The following is a 16,013-nucleotide window of genomic DNA, read 5'->3' as shown; positions in this document are numbered from 1 at the left end:
AATCCTAACGAATTGTTACAGCGCGATTTAGCACCCTTCGCGGCTAGTCGATGCCGTTGGCACGCTGCACCTCGCGCACATAGGTCACGATGGATTTAACCTCGGCCTGGGTGATCCCTTCCACCGGGGGCATATTGCCGAAAGACCAGTGATGCTGGCGTACGCCATTGGTTGCCGCGACCAGAAAGGCGCCATCGCCGTGGTGGCTGGGTTCATAGATTTTATGGATCAGCGGCGGGCCTGCGCCTTCGCGCCCGGCGGCATTGACCCCGTGACAGGCCGAGCATTTCGCCTCAAATGCACGCGCGCCGATCTGCGCCTGCTCGCTCAGGCTGTCCGGCAGGGTAACGGCTGCCATCGCCGCGCCGCTTGCTGTGGGGGCCGGGGCCTCTTCGGCACGCCACCACATATATCCGCCAATCGCGACCACCGCAGCCACCGCCACCATTCCAAAGTTCTTGTCCATGCTCTGCCTTTCGGGTTTCATTTGCCGCGCTTCTTCGGGCCTCCAGCGCAAGAAGGTCAAGCGCCATTTGGCCTTTCCTCTGCGCGGCGCTGGCCCTACCGTCGACGGATGCCAATGCAGATCACCGATGACCAAACCAAAGCCCTGACCCAAGCCGGTCTGAACCTGATCGCTCAGGCGCTGACGATCTATGACAGCGACCTGCGCCTTGCGGTCTGCAACGGGCCGTTTCAATCCATGTTCGACCTGCCCGATGAACTGGTCACTCCCGGCGCGCCGTTTGAGGATACGATCCGCCATCTTGCCGGAACCGGCGAATATGGCGAGGTCACGGATGTCGATGCCTTCGTGGCCGAGCGTGTCGAACAGGCGCAGGCTTTTGTGCCGCATTACATGGAACGCACCCGCGCGAACGGGCGCACCATCAGCGTCGAAGGTTCTCCGCTGCCCCAGGGCGGCTGGGTCACCGTCTATACCGACATCACCAACACCAAACGGCAAGAGGCGCTGTTGCGTGCGCGGTCCGATGCGCTGAGCGATCAACTGCTCTCCCATGCCGAACAACTCGCCGCCAGCAACCGCAAGCTCGAAGCGACGATCACGGCGCTGGAAGAAGCCAAACGGCAGGTCACCGAGAGCGAAGCCCGCACCCGCCTGACAACCGAGATGATGCCTGCGCATATCGCCCATGTGGACGATTATGGCCGCTACATTTATTCCAACCGCCGCTTGAGCAGTGTGATGCCGGGGCGGCCCAGCAATATCTACGGTCTGCACATCAGCGACGCGCTTGGGGCCTCCGCCTATGCGCGGATCAAACCGGCGCTGACCCAAGCCTATGCAGGCAGTCCGGCGGTGATCGAGTTCACTCATGACGCCTCTGCCCGCCGGATACGCGGTGCCTTCACCCCCGATGGGCGCGGCGGGGTCTATATCCTGTCGATGGACATCACCGAAGAAACCCAGACCCGCGTCGCCCTGCAACAGACGCTGAAACGCGAGTTGGCCTCTCGGATGATCTCGGGGCTGGCGCATGACTTTTCGAACCTATTGACGATCATTCTGGGGATGCAATCGAAACTCGCGCGCCTGCCCAACATGCCGCCGCAAGCGGAAGAACTGGTCGAAGGCACGCTTGCCGCCGCGCGGCGGGGTGGCACGCTGCTCAGTTCCATCGCCGATGTGACAGAACCCCGCGCCCTGCGCCCCGCGGCCACCGATATCGCCGACCTCTTAAACGAGCTTTCCACCCTCGCCGCCCCGACCCTGCCCCCGAAATGCGCATTGGTGGTGCGCAACGACGCGCCAGAGGGGTCTGTTCTGCTCGACAAAGGCCGCGTGCAGGACGCGCTTTTGAACCTCATCCTTAATGCCCGCGATGCGTGCGGCGCGCGTGGCACGATCACGCTGACTCAACGGCTGGTGCATGACACTTGGATCGAATGGGTGATCCACGACACCGGGCCAGGCTTTTCGCCCTCTGCGCTGGAGCGTGGGGTCGAGCCCTTTTTCACCACCAAGGGCAGCGAGGGGTCAGGGCTGGGCCTGTCGATGGTCTACGACATGACCAAATCCGCAGGCGGCGATCTGCGGCTGAGCAATGCCCCCGAGGGCGGCGCGCAAATCAGCCTGCGCCTGCCCTACCGCGCCGCCGTGCCGGCCACGACGGGGCTGGTGCTGCTGGTCGAAGACACGAGTGATATCCGCGCCGTGGTGCGCGACATGTTGATGGATCAGGGTCATTCGGTGATCGAAGCCACCAGCGCCGATGAGGCCACGGCCCTGATCGCTGATCTGCCCGACATCACCCTTGTCCTCTCGGACATCCAACTCACCGGCGAAGGCACCGGCATCGACCTTGCCCGCCGTGTCGGCAGCAGCCTGCCGCTGTTGCTGATGACCTCCCTACCCGCTGATCACCCACTGTTTGTCGAGGCGCAGACCCTCGCGCCGGTGCTGCGCAAACCTTTTGACGCCGACGCGCTTTTGTCGCTGATCGCCCCATTGAAAGCCACCGCCCCATGAGCCGTGATACCGCCCCGCGCCCACTGGTCACCATTCTGGATGACGAACCCGAGATCCGTCAAATGCTGTCGGACACGTTGCAGGAAGCGGGCTTCGACACGCTCAGCTTTGGCCGCGCGCGGGCTTTTGAGGCCGCCTTGGCCAACCATACGCCCGATGTCTGCCTTGTCGATCTCAGCCTGCCCGACACCGACGGGCTGACGCTGGTACATCGGCTGGCGCTGGAACAAGGCGCGATCGTTATCATCATCTCGGGCCGCGCGCAGGTGCAGGACCGGGTGACAGGGCTGGAGCTTGGGGCCGATGACTACATCATCAAACCCTTCGATCCGGCGGAAGTGGTCGCCCGCATCCGCGCCCGCCTGCGCAGCGCCAAGCCCACCCCGCAGGCTGGCACCACCGCGCGGTTCAACGGCTGGACCGCGCATTTTGACCGCTATGTCTTGCAGGATGCGCAGGGCACCGAGGTCACCTTCTCCCATGCCGAAGGCGAGGTGCTGCGCCTGTTCCTAGACGCACCCAAACGCCTGATCAGCCGCGCGCAGATGCAAGAAAGCCTTGGTGGCGTCGCCTCTGAAAGCTTTGACCGGGCGATGGACGTGCGCATCTCGCGGCTGCGCACGAAACTTGGCGAAGACCCGAAAAACCCGCAATTGATCAAGACGATCTATGGCGCGGGCTATATCTTCCTTGGCGATGTGGATTGGGACTGACGGCGCTCAAAGCGCCGCGACGGCCCGGCCCAGCACCTCAACCGCCGCGACCAGATCGTCTTCGGCTGTGTCCTCTTCGAAAGCATGGCTGATCCCGTTGATCGACGGTGCGAACAACATCGCCACAGGCATCAGCCGGGCCACATTGGTCGCGTCGTGCAAAGCCCCCGAGGGCATCTTGCGCCACTTGCCCGGCGCTACCGTCTCCGCCGCCTCGGCCAGCGCGTCGCGCAGCCGGGCATCCATCGCCACCGGCTCCAACCCCAACATCGGACCAAAAGACAGTTCCATCCCGCGGGTCTGGGCGACCTCTTCGGCAGTCTCGCGGATGATCGCTTCCATCCGGGACAGACGGTCGCTGTCGCCGTCCCGCCACTGCATGGAGAACACCGCCTTGCCCGGCACGATGGACGAGGCATTGGGATGCAGGCTGACATGGCCGATCGTCCAGACGGTGCTGGGTGTCACCACATTGCGCAGCCGGTCATTGAGCAGGCTGTTGAAGGCAGATACTGCTTGAAAGGCATCCTTACGCACCGCCATCGGCGTGGTGCCCGCGTGGTTTTGCTGGCCTTCAAAGGTCACCTTCATATCGCGGATGCCGACGATGTCTGTGACGACACCGATCTGCTCGCCACTGTCATCCAGCGTCGGGCCCTGTTCGATGTGTAGCTCGATATAGCCGGTGAACTGCGCCGGATCGACGGGGCCGGTGACCATGCCCGTCATCGTCTTGCGCGCCTCCGCCAAACTGACCCCAGCATGATCAGTGAGACCGTCAGCATCCACCTGATCCAGAGCGCCGGACCAGACGGTCGAACCGGTGGTCACGCCAAAGCGCCCCTCTTCATCCTGAAACGACACGACCGAGACCGCAGCCCCCCCGGCCTCCTGTGCTGCGCGGGCCACTTCAAGTGCGGCGATCACACCCAAGGCACCATCAAGCCAGCCGCCTTCGGGCTGGCTGTCGGAATGCGACCCCAGCAGGATCGACGGCCCTTCGGCACGCCCAAAGAGGTTGCCCATCGCGTCGACCTCAACGGTCAGCCCTGCGTCGCGCATCCGCCCAGCAAGCCATTCCCGCGCCTCAACATCGGCGGCGGAATAGGCCGGGCGCACCACGCCCTTGCCCACACCCGCAGCACCAATGGCGCGCAGGTCGTGCAGGTCTTTCAAAAATCGGGCAGCATCAATCTTCATCTTCAGAACTTTCCTTACTCGGCAGCGACGGCCTCTTTCGCCGCCTCCACCCTAACGGCAGAGAACTTAAACTCCGGGATCTTGCCGTAGGGGTCAACCGCTGGATTTGTCAGGATATTCGCCGCGGCCTCGACATAGGCGAAGGGCAGGAAAACCATATCAGGGGCCACGGCGCGGTCCTCACGGGCCATGATCTCGATACTGCCGCGTTTGGTCGAAAGCCGCACATGTTCGCCCGGGGCGACGCCGAGACGACGCAGGGTCGACGGGTGCAACGAGCAATTCGCCTCCGGCTCCAGCCCGTCGAGCACCTTGGACCGCCGCGTCATCGACCCGGTATGCCAATGCTCCAACTGGCGCCCCGTGGTCAGGATCATCGGATACTCCGCATCGGGCACATCATCAGGGGCCACGATCGCGGCGGGGGTGAATTTGGCACGGCCTTCGGGACGCGGGAAACCCTCGCTAAAGACAATCGCCTGCCCCGGATCGCTTTCGCTGAGCGACGGGTAGGTCACCGCATTCTCCTGCGCCAAACGGTCCCATGTGATGTTGTCAAAGGACTTCATGTTCAGCTTCATCTCGGCAAAGACATCCGCCGGGCTTTCATAGCTCCAGTCCAGCCCCAGCCGCTTGGCCAGCTCCACCTCGATCCACCAATCCTCCCGCGCCTCGCCGGGTGGTGTCACCGCCGGGCGGCCCATTTGGACCTGACGGTTGGTGTTGGTCACCGTGCCAGTCTTTTCGGCAAAGGCGCTGGCGGGGAGGATCACATCGGCGTAATTCGCTGTCTCCGTCAGGAAGATATCCTGCACCACAAGGTGATCCAGTTTGGCCAGCGCATCGCGCGCATGGTCGACATCGGGGTCCGACATCGCCGGGTTTTCCCCCAGCACATACATCGCCTTGATGTCCCCATCATGCACCGCGTCCATGATCTCGGTCACGGTCAGCCCCTTCTCGGCGCTAAAATCACCCGAGCCCCAGACGTCGGTGAAGGCGCTGCGCACGCCGTCGTCCTCCACCGGTTGGTAATCAGGCACAAACATCGGGATCAGCCCCGCATCAGACGCGCCCTGCACGTTATTCTGGCCCCTGAGCGGGTGTAGCCCAGCACCGGAGCGGCCGATTTGGCCGGTCATCAGCGCAAGACTGATCAAACAGCGCGAATTGTCGGTGCCGTGGATGTGCTGGCTCACCCCCATGCCCCAAAAGATCATCGCCGCATTGGCCCCTGCAAAGGTTCGCGCCACATCGCGCAGCACCTCGGCCCCGATCCCGCAGATGGGGGCCATCTTCTCGGGGCTGAAGTCCTTCAGATGTGCCTTCTCGGCCTCCCAATTCTCGGTATAGGCCGCGATATATTGTTCGTCATAGAGCCCCTCTTCGACGATCACATGCATGATCGCGTTGAGCATCGACACATCGGTGCCGGGGCGGAATTGCAGCATATGGCTGGAGAAACGGCGGAGCCCCACACCGCGCGGGTCCATCACGATCAGCTTGCCACCGCGTTTGGTGAATTGCTTGAAATAGGTCGCGGCGACGGGGTGGTTCTCAACCGGGTTCGCGCCGATGACGATGGCCACATCGGCATTTTCGATCTCATTGAAGGTGGCCGTCACTGCACCCGAACCCACATTCTCCATCAACGCCGCCACGGATGAGGCATGGCAGAGCCGCGTGCAGTGATCGACGTTGTTATGGCCAAAACCCTGACGGATCATCTTTTGAAACAGGTAGGCTTCTTCATTGGTGCATTTCGCACTGCCAAAGCCCGCCACCTCGCGCCCGCGCCCCTTGAGGCCCTGTGCCGCGAAATCCAACGCCTCGTCCCAACTGGCCTCGCGAAACACCTCGCTCCAGTTTCCGGGATCGACGTTCAGCCCCTTAACGGGCGCATCGTCGCGGCGGATCAGCGGTTTGGTCAGGCGGTGATCGTGGTGGATATAGTCAAAGCCAAAGCGGCCTTTGACGCAGAGCCGCCCTTCGTTGGCCGGGCCGTTGATGCCTTCAACATATTTGACCTTGTTGTCCTTCACCTTGAGCGAAATCTGACAGCCGACGCCGCAGAAGGGGCAGACGCTGGCGACTTCTTCGTCGTAATCCGCACTGTCACCGACCTGCGCCTCATCCACCACCGTGGCAGGCATCAGCGCCCCCGTCGGGCAAGCCTGCACGCATTCGCCGCAGGCCACACAGGTCGACGCGCCCATCGGATCGTCGATGTCAAACACCGGATAGGCATCATGCCCGCGTCCCGCCATGCCGATCACGTCATTGACCTGCACCTCGCGGCAGGCGCGGACGCAGAGGTTGCACTGGATACAGGCATCAAGGTTCACGCGCATCGCGACGTGGCTGTCGTCCAACAGCGGAATGCGGTCCCGTTCGAGCTTGGGAAAACGGCTGCTTTCCACCCCACTCTGCGCCGCCATGTCGCGCATATGGCTCGACTTGTCATGGGCCACGTCCTGCGCGGGTTGGTCGGCCAGCAACAGCTCCATCACCATCTTGCGCGCATTCTCGGCCCGCGCGTTGTTGGTCGTGACAACCATCCCCTCGGCTGGTTCGCGGATGCACGAAGCCGCCAGCACGCGCTCGCCCTCAATCTCAACCATACAGGCGCGGCAGTTGCCGTCGGGGCGGTAACCGGAGGCAGGTTTATGGCAGAGATGCGGGATCTTCAGACCCCGGCCATTGGCCACTTCCCAGATGGTCATGCCGGTTTCGGCCTCGACGGTCTGACCATCAAGCGTGAATGTGATCCTCTCGGACATGGCTACCCCTCCCGCTGGCTATTGACCAAACTATAGGCAAAACCCGGCCCGTGTCAGGGGCCAATCCCGACACCCCGTCACGGATAAACGCCGCCGCAGCGCATTGGATTGTATGGCCCGACAAGCTGCCCTATCACTTGGGCGAACAGTGAAAGCCATTTGATGTCCCACATTACCCTGATCCGCCACGGCCAAGCCAATTCCACCGCCAAGGACGAGTTGAGCTATGACCAACTTAGCCCGCTTGGCCATGAGCAAGCCGCATGGTTAGGCGAGCATCTGCGTCACAGCGAAAGCCACCACACGCGGCTCTATACCGGCACCCTGACCCGCCATATCGAAACCGCCGAGGCGATGAAGACCGGGCTGGAACCCATCCGTGACGCCCGGTTGAATGAGTTAGAGTATTTCACTCTCGCCAATCTGATGGAGCAACAGCACAAGGTGCCCTTCCCCCGCGCGGGCGAGTTTGTGCACCATCTGCCGCAGGTCTTTGACTATTGGAAAGCGGGCAAGCTGGACGACACCCCGGAAACCTACGAGAGCTTTGAGACCCGCGTGCAATCCGTGCTGGCCGAGATCGCCGAGGGCGAAGGCCCGGCGCTGGTGGTGACCTCGGGCGGGCTGATTTCTTTGGCGATGGCGCAGGCCATGGGCGTGGGCATCCCGGCCATGGCGCGCTTGGCGCTGGCGATCATGCATACTTCGATGCACCGGCTCTTTCCCATCGGCGGGCATTGGTCGCCCGTGCTGTTCAATGCCGTGCCGCATCTTGACCGTCCCGACCGCCGCCTTGCACAAACGCATATCTGATCCCTCGCCCGCGAAAGGCTGCCCCCATGCTGAAACTCCACTACGCCCCCGGCACGATCTCGGTCGCCGTTGCCATCGCCCTCGAAGAAGCGGGGCTGGCCTATGAGCCGGTGAAGGTCGATTTCGCCAGCGCCGAACAGACCGCCGCGCCCTATCTGGCGTTGAACCCCAAGGGCCGGGTGCCGACCCTCGTGACCGAAGCGGGCACCACCCTGACCGAGACTGGCGCGCTGTTGGACTATGTCGCCGCCCGCGCGCCCGAGGCGGGGCTGGTCCCTACCGACCCTGAGGCCGCGGCCCATATGCGCGGGGTGATGTACTACCTCGCCTCGACCATGCATGTGGCCCACGCGCATAAAATGCGCGGCCACCGCTGGGCCGATCAGCAATCGAGCTTTGACGACATGAAAGCCAAGGTGCCGCAGACCATGGCCGATTGCGCGGCCTATATCGAAAACCACGCTTTCCGGGGCGATTACGTCGCGGACGACAGGCTCTCGCTGGCCGATCCCTATCTCTTTGTCGTGTCGGGCTGGCTCGAAGGGGACGGGGTCGACCGCGCCAATTTCCCCCAGCTAAAAGCTTTCGCCGCCCGCATGGAGGACCGCGCCAGCGTGAAGGCCATCCGGGAAAAAGGAATGTTGGCATGACCCATCTTTGGCTGCGCGCCGAACAGCGCGACAATGAGACCCGCACCGGGCTGACGCCCGAAGGGGCCGCCGCGCTGATCGCATCTGGCATGAAGGTGAGCGTCGAAGACAGCGACAGCCGCGTGATCCCCACCGCCGCCTATGCGCAGGCGGGCTGCGAGATCGTCCCCGCGCATAGCTGGCCCGACGCCCCGCGCGATGCCGTGATCTTTGGCCTGAAGGAGCTGCCCGAAGACGGCACGCCCCTGCCGCATGTCCACATCATGTTCGGCCATGCCTACAAGGGCCAATCCTCGGGGCGCAAACTGTTAGCACGGTTCAAGGCCGGTGGCGGCACCTTGCTGGATTTGGAATATCTGACCGATGACACTGGCCGCCGCGTTGCCGCCTTTGGCTATTGGGCCGGATTTGCCGGGGCTGCGGTGTCGGTCAAATGCCGCATCGCGCAACTGCGCGGAGCGACCTGCGGCCCGGTTGCGCCCTACCCCGACGCCGAAGCGCTGAAAGCCGCGCTGGCCGAAGAACTCGCCCAAGTCGACGCGAGCGGCGACCGCGCGCTGGTCATCGGGGCCTTGGGCCGCGTGGGGCGCGGGGCGAGCGATCTTTGCGAGGCTTTGGGCATCCCCGTCACCGGCTGGGATATGGCCGAAACCGCCCATGGCGGGCCGTTCCCCGAAATCCTCGACCACGCCTATTTCTTCAACTGCATCCTCGCAGGGCCAGACACCCCCGCCTTCGTCCGCCCCGATGCCCCCGAAGCAGAGCGCGCCCTGCGGGTGATCGGCGACATTGCCTGCGACCCCGACAGCGCTTTCAATCCGGTGCAGGTCTATGATCGGGCGACCACTTGGGCGGAGCCTGTGCTGCGTGTGCATGACGCCCCGCCGTTGGATATCATGGCCATCGACAATCTGCCGTCCATGCTGCCGCGCGAAAGCTCAGAGGATTTTGCCAGCCAGTTGTTGCCAACGCTGCGGGCGCTGCCGGAGATGGACAATGCCGTCTGGCAACGCGCGCGCGATCTGTTCGATCAGCATGTCGCCGAGGTCTGACCTTCAGGAGAAGAATCGGTAGTACAGCCAATCCGGCAGGAACCGCCCCAAACGGAACAGCAGCGAAAACCCGTAGGGAAAATCCAGTTTGAAACTGTCGCCGTTCATATGCTCATAGACCCGCCGTGCGGCGTCTTCCGGCTCCATCAAAAAGGGCATTTTGAAATCGTTCTTGTCGGTCAACTGGGTCTTGATGAAACCGGGATTGATCACCTGAACCTGTACGCCGGTCTTGCGCAGATCGGCGTGCATCGATTCCGCCAAAGACAGGGTCGCCGCCTTGGAGGCCGTATAGCCGATTGAGCCGGGCAAACCGCGATAGGCGGTCAGGCTGGAGGTGATGACGATATGCCCGTGGTCGCGCGCGACCATCTCTGGCACCACTTGTCCCAGGACACGCATCAACCCGGTGAAGTTCACATCGGCCATGGTCACACCATGCTCGGCCTGCCACTCCTGCGCTCCAAAAGGCCAATAGGCCCCCGCCAGATAAACCAACCCGTCGATTGGCCCCACATCCTTTGCCGCCTGCGCCACATCCGCGTCATCGGTCACATCCAAGACCCGCACCCGCGCCCGGCCCGGCAGGGCCTGCGCCAGCTCGGTCAGCTTGTCCTCGGAGCGGGCCGAGAGGATCACCTCGACCCCGGTGCGGCTAAGCTGATGTGCCAGTGCCGCCCCAAGCCCGTCGCTTGCGCCCACCAGCCAATAGGTCTTGCCTTGCCAGTCTTTCATCTTTCCTCCGCCGGTCGCAACGTGGCGACCAATTCTGCTACTTTGATCCCGAATTTCCGAAACTGGCTGCGGTTCACGATGGTGCCATCGGGGGTGAGATACATCCAATCGACAGTTTTCAGCACATGACTGCCCAGTTCTTCGGGCAGTCGGATACGATAGCGCAGCTGCAAGGTCGGTCCAGCCTGAACGCCCTGCCCCACGCCGATCACATCCGGGGCGGTGCTGGTAAAATTGCCGTTCTCGCCCAATGTGACGGTCCATTCGCGCTCCTGACGCGAACCGTCGTTATAGCGAAAGGTTTCGGCCACGGTGGCCACATTCCCCTCCCAAGACACGTCGAACTTGGCCGTGAAGCTGCTGGTGACCCGGCCTAGGGGACCGAAAATCACGCCTTCGCAAATCATCTCATCGCGCAGATGCAACCGCAGGTCGAAGACGGGGAAAGAATCGACATAGTCGCTTGGCGACTGGCCATGAAACTCCCCTAAACGGCGGCGCAAAAAAGTGAGCAATAGACCAAGGCCAAGCCCGACAGCGATAAAGATCAACGGCTCTGTCACGGTGTCTCCACGTCTTTTGCACTGGCGAGCAGAGCGATCGCCAGCAATTTCAAGGCGCAAGGTACACCGGCATAGAACCAGATCAACAGGGATATGGATGTGTCGGAACTGGTTCCCGCTGCGGTCTGCAGCCCTGCGCGTTCTAAAGCTGGAAGTAGAGCAACGGCCGCGAAAGCCAAGGTCAATTTGGAGACGAAGGACCAGAGGCCAAAACCTTCGGCAGCCGAGGGGGAAATCTGCGCCATGCGGCTGGCGAACATGGCAGGCAAAAGGGTCAAATCCGCGCCCAAAACCGCGCCCGAAGCCAGACAGACCAAGGCGAAAAGCGCAACATCCCCCGGCCCCAGCAACAGCGCCCCGCCGAAGGATGCGATGCCCAAAGCCATTGCGACCAGCAGCACCCGATGCGGGCCGTGCCGCTCTGCCAAGATCCCCCAAAGCGGTGCCGCCGCTGCTGCTGCAAGGAAAAACAGCAGCAAAAGCGGCCCCTCCCACCCCGGCGCCTCAAGCGCCAGTTCGACATAGAAGAGAAACAGGGTCGAGGTGACGGCAACCGGGGCGGCATTAACCAGCGCGATCAACAGCAGCCGCCGCGCCTGCGCATCGCGCAACACGGTGCCGAAGTCACTTTCCATCGGCAGCACCGCCGCTCGCCACTCGCCCCGCATGGCGACCGTGGCCCAAAGCGCCAAGATCGCAAAGCCAACAGCAAACCCGGCAAAGGGACGATCCAGCCCGACGCCCAGTAGCAAAGGCGCGACAGAGGCCAGACAAACCCCCAAAAGCGCGCCCGTCTCGCGCCAGCGGGCAAGGGTCAAATGCCCCGCGCCCGGCAGGCTGTCGGCCTTGGCAACCCCTTGTGCATAGAAACAGATGGTCAGAAAGCTGAAGGCGGAAAACACCAGCGTCAGCATCAGCGCGAACCACAGCACCGGCGCCACCGGCGCGGGCATAGCAAAAAGCCCCAGCATCGCCAGCGCCATCACCGCGCCTGCCACCGTCACCGCAGTGCCGCGCTTGTCGCGCAGCTTTTGGGCCAACCAACCAAGGGCGGGGTCCTGCACCACGTCCAACAGCCGCAAACCAAAAAGCACCGACCCAAGTGCCGTCAGCGAGACCCCGTATTCATCGACATAGAACTTCGGCGCGTGAATGTAGATCGGCAGCCCCGCCGACGCGAGCAATGCCGCGAAAAGCGCATAGGCGGGCAGCCGGGCCGCGCGTCCTGTCATCGGCCACCCGCGCCATGCGCCGCATCACGGGATACGTCGATATTGGGCGCCTCGGGGCGGGCGCGAAAACCCGCCCGTTTCAGCCAAAGCTTCAACGCCTGCCAATGGATCAGCGCCAGCACCCGTCGCGCACCGAAAGGGCGGCGCAGCAGCGACCAAAGGATACCGCGATTGGTCAGCGGCGCACGCGGCCCGGTCAAAGTGGCAATCAACCCGTTCTCCCCATCCGAGAAATCGATCCAGATGCCGATCCGCTTAGAGGTGATATCGAAACGAAAGACATAGCCACCCGAGACATCTTGGAAGGGGGAGACATGCATGAGCTTTGCCGCCTTCAGCCTGTCGTCGGGCGCGATCGGGCGTAGGTCTGCATGATGGCACAGATAGGAATGTCGGTCGCCATAGGTGTTCGTCACCTCGGCGATCACCGCGATCAGCGCATCATCCGCCCGACGGCACAGCCAAAAGCTGACCGGATTGAAGACATGGCCCAGCACCCGCGGCTGCGCCACAAGCTCAATCCGCGCGACCCCGACAATGCCATGCGCCGCCAAAACCTCGCGCACCCAAAGGGCTCCACGCCCCTGCCCCGGCGCGCCGCCGTGGTCACTGTCTTGCAGGCTGGTCAGGCCCGGCCCGTTGCGGGCGAAAAGCGCGGGCGTCCTCAGCGCCGTGGCCTCGGCATCGCAGATCACATAGTCGACCGAATAGCGGAAACGGTTCTCTACCGCACCTTTGCGGCCATGAAAGGTTTGGCCCCGGATATGATCGACGCCCGTTGTCACTCCGCCGCCAAGGGTGCCGCCCGCGCGGCCTGCATCCGCTCGACCACATCCACCGCGCTGGCCAGCCCGTCTTCGTGAAAGCCATGCCGCATCCAAGCGCCGCAGAACCATGTATTCTGGCTGCCATTGAAGGCGCGCACCTCGTCCTGTGCGGCCAAGGCGGCAAGGTCATAGACCGGGTGGCGCAGGGTGACTTGATCGTAAATCAGATCTTCGCGGATGCTGCGTTTGGTATTGAGCGTCACAAAATGCAGATCATCCTGCGGAATCGGTTGGAGCGAGTTCATCCAATAGGTCAGGTCGATCCGGTCTGATTTCTGCTCTCGATCCTCGGTATAAACCCAAGATGCCCAAGTAGAACGCCGCTTGGGCATGATGCTGGCATCGGCGTGCAAAACGATGTCATTGGGCTGATAGCGGATTGCGCCCAAGGCGCGCTTTTCGGCCTCTGTTGGATCGGAAAGCATCGTCAGCGTGTCATCGGAATGGGTGGCAAAAATCACTTCGTCGAACGCCTCCCATTCACCGCCCCATGCGCGGACCTCTGCGCCTTGCGCGGTGCGGCGCACGGCCTGCACCGGGCAGTCGGTGCGCAGGTCAACGCCATTGGCGCGCAGAGCATTCTCCAACCGGTCGACATACTGCCGCGAGCCGCCCTTCACCGTGTACCACTGATGCTGGCCGGAATAATTCAGCAGCGCGTGGTTCTCAAAAAAGTTGACCATGGCATGGGCCGGGAAGTCCATGATTTTCTCGGTCGGGGTGGACCAGATCGCGCCGGAAAGCGGCGAGAGATAGAAGTCGCGGAAATAGCGCCCGGTGCCAAGCCGGTCGAGAAACTCTGCGATGGTCATCGACGGGTCACGCGACACCGCCAGCGCGTTCTTATTGAAATGCACGATATCGCGCAGCATCCGCAGGAAAGGCGGGCTGAACATATTGCGTTTCTGGGCAAAGACCGCGTTGAAACTGGTCAGCGCATATTCCAGCCGCCCACCGTCAATCGACGCGCCAAAGCTCATGTTCGACGGCACAACCGGCACGTCCAATTCCGCAAAGAGCGCGGCAAGATGCGGGTAGTTGGCATAATTGAACACGATAAACCCGGTATCGACCGGCTGATCGCCATTCTTGCCCGCGATCACCGTCCGCGCATGGCCGCCGATCTTGGCCCCTGCCTCATAGAGGGTGACGCGGTCCGCAGGCGCCAGCATATGCGCCGCCCCCATGCCGGAAATCCCACCGCCGATCACGGCGACACGCCGACCAAGCGGCTGTCGGGGAAGGGTACTGTCGTTCAGAGCTTCAAAAGGCATAGGGGTCCTGCTTTGGTCCGGAACTTTGGATATGGGGCACCCACGGGTAAAGGGGAGTTAAAGTTGCAGCGCCCGATAGATTTTCTTGGAAGAATTCACGCAGTTCCGCGATCGCGTGCGAAGCCCCTTGGAGGGGCGCTAGGACAGGAGGCTGTCGAGCGCCGCTTGCCCGCGGCTCATCTGGCCCAGATAGGTTTCGGTATCGATATTCGCCCCGCAGACAATCACCCCCACACGCCGCCCGGCCAGTTGCGCGCGCAGGGGCCCGAGCGCCCCGGCCATCGCAGCCCCGGCGGCAGGCTCCACCGCCAATTTCGCGGCCCGCTGCAGCACCACCATCCCGGCGCAGATCGCATCGTCGCTGACCGTCACCACATCATCGACATAGACCGCACAAAGCGCATGGCCAAACGGCAGCGCCATCGGCGGGCCAAGGCTGTCGGCGATGGTATTGACCTCAGGGATGGTCACGGGCGCGCCGGAGGCGAGGCTTCGCGACATGCTGTCGGCGCCTGTCGGCTCAACGCCGTACACCCGACAAGCGGGGTTGATCGCCTTGACCGCGGCGGCCACACCGCTGATCAGCCCGCCACCGCCGACCGAGACGACGACCGCGTCCAAGTCCGCCACCTGCGCCATCAGTTCCAGCCCAACCCCCGCGGTGCCGAGCGACGTGTGCAGCCCCTCGAAAGGGTGGATAAAGAACCGCCCCTCTTCGCGCACCAACCGCTCGGCCTCGGCAAAGGTCTCTTGCCCGGCGGGTTTCATCACGACCTCGGCCCCGGTGGCACGGGCAAGGGCGACGCGAAAGGGGTTGGCGTTGTCCTGCATCACCACCTTGGCGCTGATGCCGAGCTTGGCCGCGGCCCAGCCTGCTGCGATGGCGTGGTTGCCCGCACTGGCTGCGGTGATGCCCCGCCCGCGGGTGTCGTCGTCAAGCTGGCGCGCCACCGACAACGCGCCGCGGGCCTTGAAGGTGCCGGTATGCTGAAAACACTCCAGCTTGAGCGCAACCCGCGCGCCGCCTAGCACCTCATCGACCATGGGAGAGGAGAGGGTCACCACCGGTGTTTGCACGATATCGCTGCGTAACGCGGCGGCCCGCGTCTGCATCGCCTCCAGCGTCATCCCGGTAATGTCCACGTCGTTCATTCAGCCGTTCCCTTCGGGTGTCCTTAGGGGAACAATAGCCTCGGTTTTGTTTTCTGCCAGTTCTTCGAAGTCGAAATTATGCAAGCGGCCCGCGCGTTTGGCGGCTTTTTCGCTGCTGACTTTGATCTCTTCGACATCGCGCCGCGCTTGGCTGAAATGCCGATCAAGGTTGCCGACACGCATCGCCAGACGCTCGACATCCTTGTTCAGATTGCCCAACTCGCGGCGGATCGCGCCTGCCTGTTCGCGCATCCGCGCATCTTTCAGGATCGCGCGCATGGTGTTGAGCGTGGCCATGCAGGTCGTCGGGCTGACAATCCAAACGCGCTTTTCAAACCCTTCGCGGACGAGTTCAGGAAAGTTAGCGTGCAATTCGGCATAAACCGCTTCGGAAGGCAGGAACATCAACGCGCCTTCGGCGGTCTCACCCTCCAGAATATACTTGTCGGCAATCGCATTCAGATGCACCCGCACGGCGACCTTCATCTGCTGGGCGGCGGCGCGGGTTTCGGTTTCGGTCTTGGCGCGGCG

The 16,013-nt window shown here is 63.0% G+C and carries 15 protein-coding genes; 5 read left to right on the top strand and 10 right to left on the bottom strand.

All coding sequences use genetic code 11. The features are described 5' to 3' along the window. Positions 1-43 precede the first annotated feature (43 nt). On the bottom strand, positions 44-466 hold the full coding sequence (locus A3722_RS19490) for a c-type cytochrome (protein ID WP_067916388.1): 423 nt from the start codon (positions 464-466) through the stop codon (positions 44-46). A gap of 114 nt (positions 467-580) precedes the next feature. Here A3722_RS19490 and A3722_RS19485 point away from each other — a divergent pair, with 114 nt between their 5' ends. Beyond that, positions 581-2,491, top strand: coding sequence for a hybrid sensor histidine kinase/response regulator (locus A3722_RS19485; protein ID WP_067629610.1), 1,911 nt, complete (start codon positions 581-583; stop codon positions 2,489-2,491). Next, on the top strand, positions 2,488-3,204 hold the full coding sequence (locus tag A3722_RS19480; RefSeq protein ID WP_067629613.1) for a response regulator transcription factor: 717 nt from the start codon (positions 2,488-2,490) through the stop codon (positions 3,202-3,204). The genes A3722_RS19485 and A3722_RS19480 overlap by 4 nt, the downstream gene beginning before the upstream one ends. Before the next feature lie 6 nt (positions 3,205-3,210). Here A3722_RS19480 and A3722_RS19475 read toward each other — a convergent pair whose 3' ends face one another. Both A3722_RS19475 and fdhF read right to left on the bottom strand, forming a co-directional pair. Beyond that, positions 3,211-4,404: a Zn-dependent hydrolase gene (locus A3722_RS19475; protein WP_067629616.1), complete on the bottom strand. Its 1,194-nt coding sequence runs from the start codon at positions 4,402-4,404 to the stop codon at positions 3,211-3,213. A gap of 14 nt (positions 4,405-4,418) precedes the next feature. Further along, on the bottom strand, positions 4,419-7,184 hold the full coding sequence (fdhF, locus tag A3722_RS19470; RefSeq protein ID WP_067629619.1) for a formate dehydrogenase subunit alpha: 2,766 nt from the start codon (positions 7,182-7,184) through the stop codon (positions 4,419-4,421). A gap of 162 nt (positions 7,185-7,346) precedes the next feature. Here fdhF and A3722_RS19465 point away from each other — a divergent pair, with 162 nt between their 5' ends. Genes A3722_RS19465 through A3722_RS19455 form a run of 3 tightly spaced genes read left to right on the top strand, consistent with a single transcriptional unit; the run spans position 7,347 to position 9,699 of the window. Continuing rightward, the gene (locus tag A3722_RS19465; RefSeq protein WP_067629622.1) at positions 7,347-7,997 is read left to right on the top strand and encodes a histidine phosphatase family protein; all 651 of its coding nucleotides are present in this window, start codon (positions 7,347-7,349) and stop codon (positions 7,995-7,997) included. Positions 7,998-8,023: 26 nt separating this feature from the next. Continuing rightward, complete coding sequence (locus A3722_RS19460) at positions 8,024-8,647, top strand: glutathione S-transferase family protein (protein ID WP_067629624.1); 624 nt, start codon at positions 8,024-8,026, stop codon at positions 8,645-8,647. Next, entirely contained in the window at positions 8,644-9,699 is a 1,056-nt protein-coding gene (locus A3722_RS19455; RefSeq protein WP_067629626.1) for a saccharopine dehydrogenase, read from the top strand. Before A3722_RS19460 ends, A3722_RS19455 begins: the two co-directional genes overlap by 4 nt. A gap of 3 nt (positions 9,700-9,702) precedes the next feature. Here A3722_RS19455 and A3722_RS19450 read toward each other — a convergent pair whose 3' ends face one another. The 7 genes from A3722_RS19450 to rmuC form a co-directional block, all read right to left on the bottom strand. Further along, positions 9,703-10,434, bottom strand: coding sequence for an SDR family NAD(P)-dependent oxidoreductase (locus tag A3722_RS19450; RefSeq protein WP_067629627.1), 732 nt, complete (start codon positions 10,432-10,434; stop codon positions 9,703-9,705). Then, positions 10,431-10,997, bottom strand: a complete 567-nt coding sequence (locus tag A3722_RS19445; protein WP_067629629.1) for a DUF3833 family protein — start codon at positions 10,995-10,997, stop codon at positions 10,431-10,433. The genes A3722_RS19450 and A3722_RS19445 overlap by 4 nt, the downstream gene beginning before the upstream one ends. After that, complete coding sequence (locus tag A3722_RS19440; protein WP_067629630.1) at positions 10,994-12,229, bottom strand: MFS transporter; 1,236 nt, start codon at positions 12,227-12,229, stop codon at positions 10,994-10,996. Before A3722_RS19440 ends, A3722_RS19445 begins: the two co-directional genes overlap by 4 nt. After that, positions 12,226-13,014 carry a DUF1365 domain-containing protein gene (locus A3722_RS19435; protein ID WP_067629632.1) on the bottom strand — a complete coding sequence of 263 codons (789 nt, stop codon included), beginning with the start codon at positions 13,012-13,014 and terminating at the stop codon, positions 12,226-12,228. Before A3722_RS19435 ends, A3722_RS19440 begins: the two co-directional genes overlap by 4 nt. Then, positions 13,011-14,330, bottom strand: coding sequence for an NAD(P)/FAD-dependent oxidoreductase (locus A3722_RS19430; protein ID WP_067629634.1), 1,320 nt, complete (start codon positions 14,328-14,330; stop codon positions 13,011-13,013). The genes A3722_RS19435 and A3722_RS19430 overlap by 4 nt, the downstream gene beginning before the upstream one ends. 138 nt (positions 14,331-14,468) lie before the next feature. Further along, entirely contained in the window at positions 14,469-15,482 is a 1,014-nt protein-coding gene (locus A3722_RS19425) for a pyridoxal-phosphate dependent enzyme (protein WP_082849549.1), read from the bottom strand. Then, the coding region (gene rmuC, locus A3722_RS19420; protein WP_150120566.1) for a DNA recombination protein RmuC at positions 15,483-16,013 on the bottom strand (531 nt) is incomplete at its 5' end.

This window comes from Sulfitobacter sp. HI0027 (assembly GCF_001634775.1).
In the GTDB taxonomy this organism is placed as follows: Bacteria; Pseudomonadota; Alphaproteobacteria; order Rhodobacterales; family Rhodobacteraceae; genus Sulfitobacter.
This window is presented reverse-complemented; position numbering and strand designations above follow the sequence as displayed.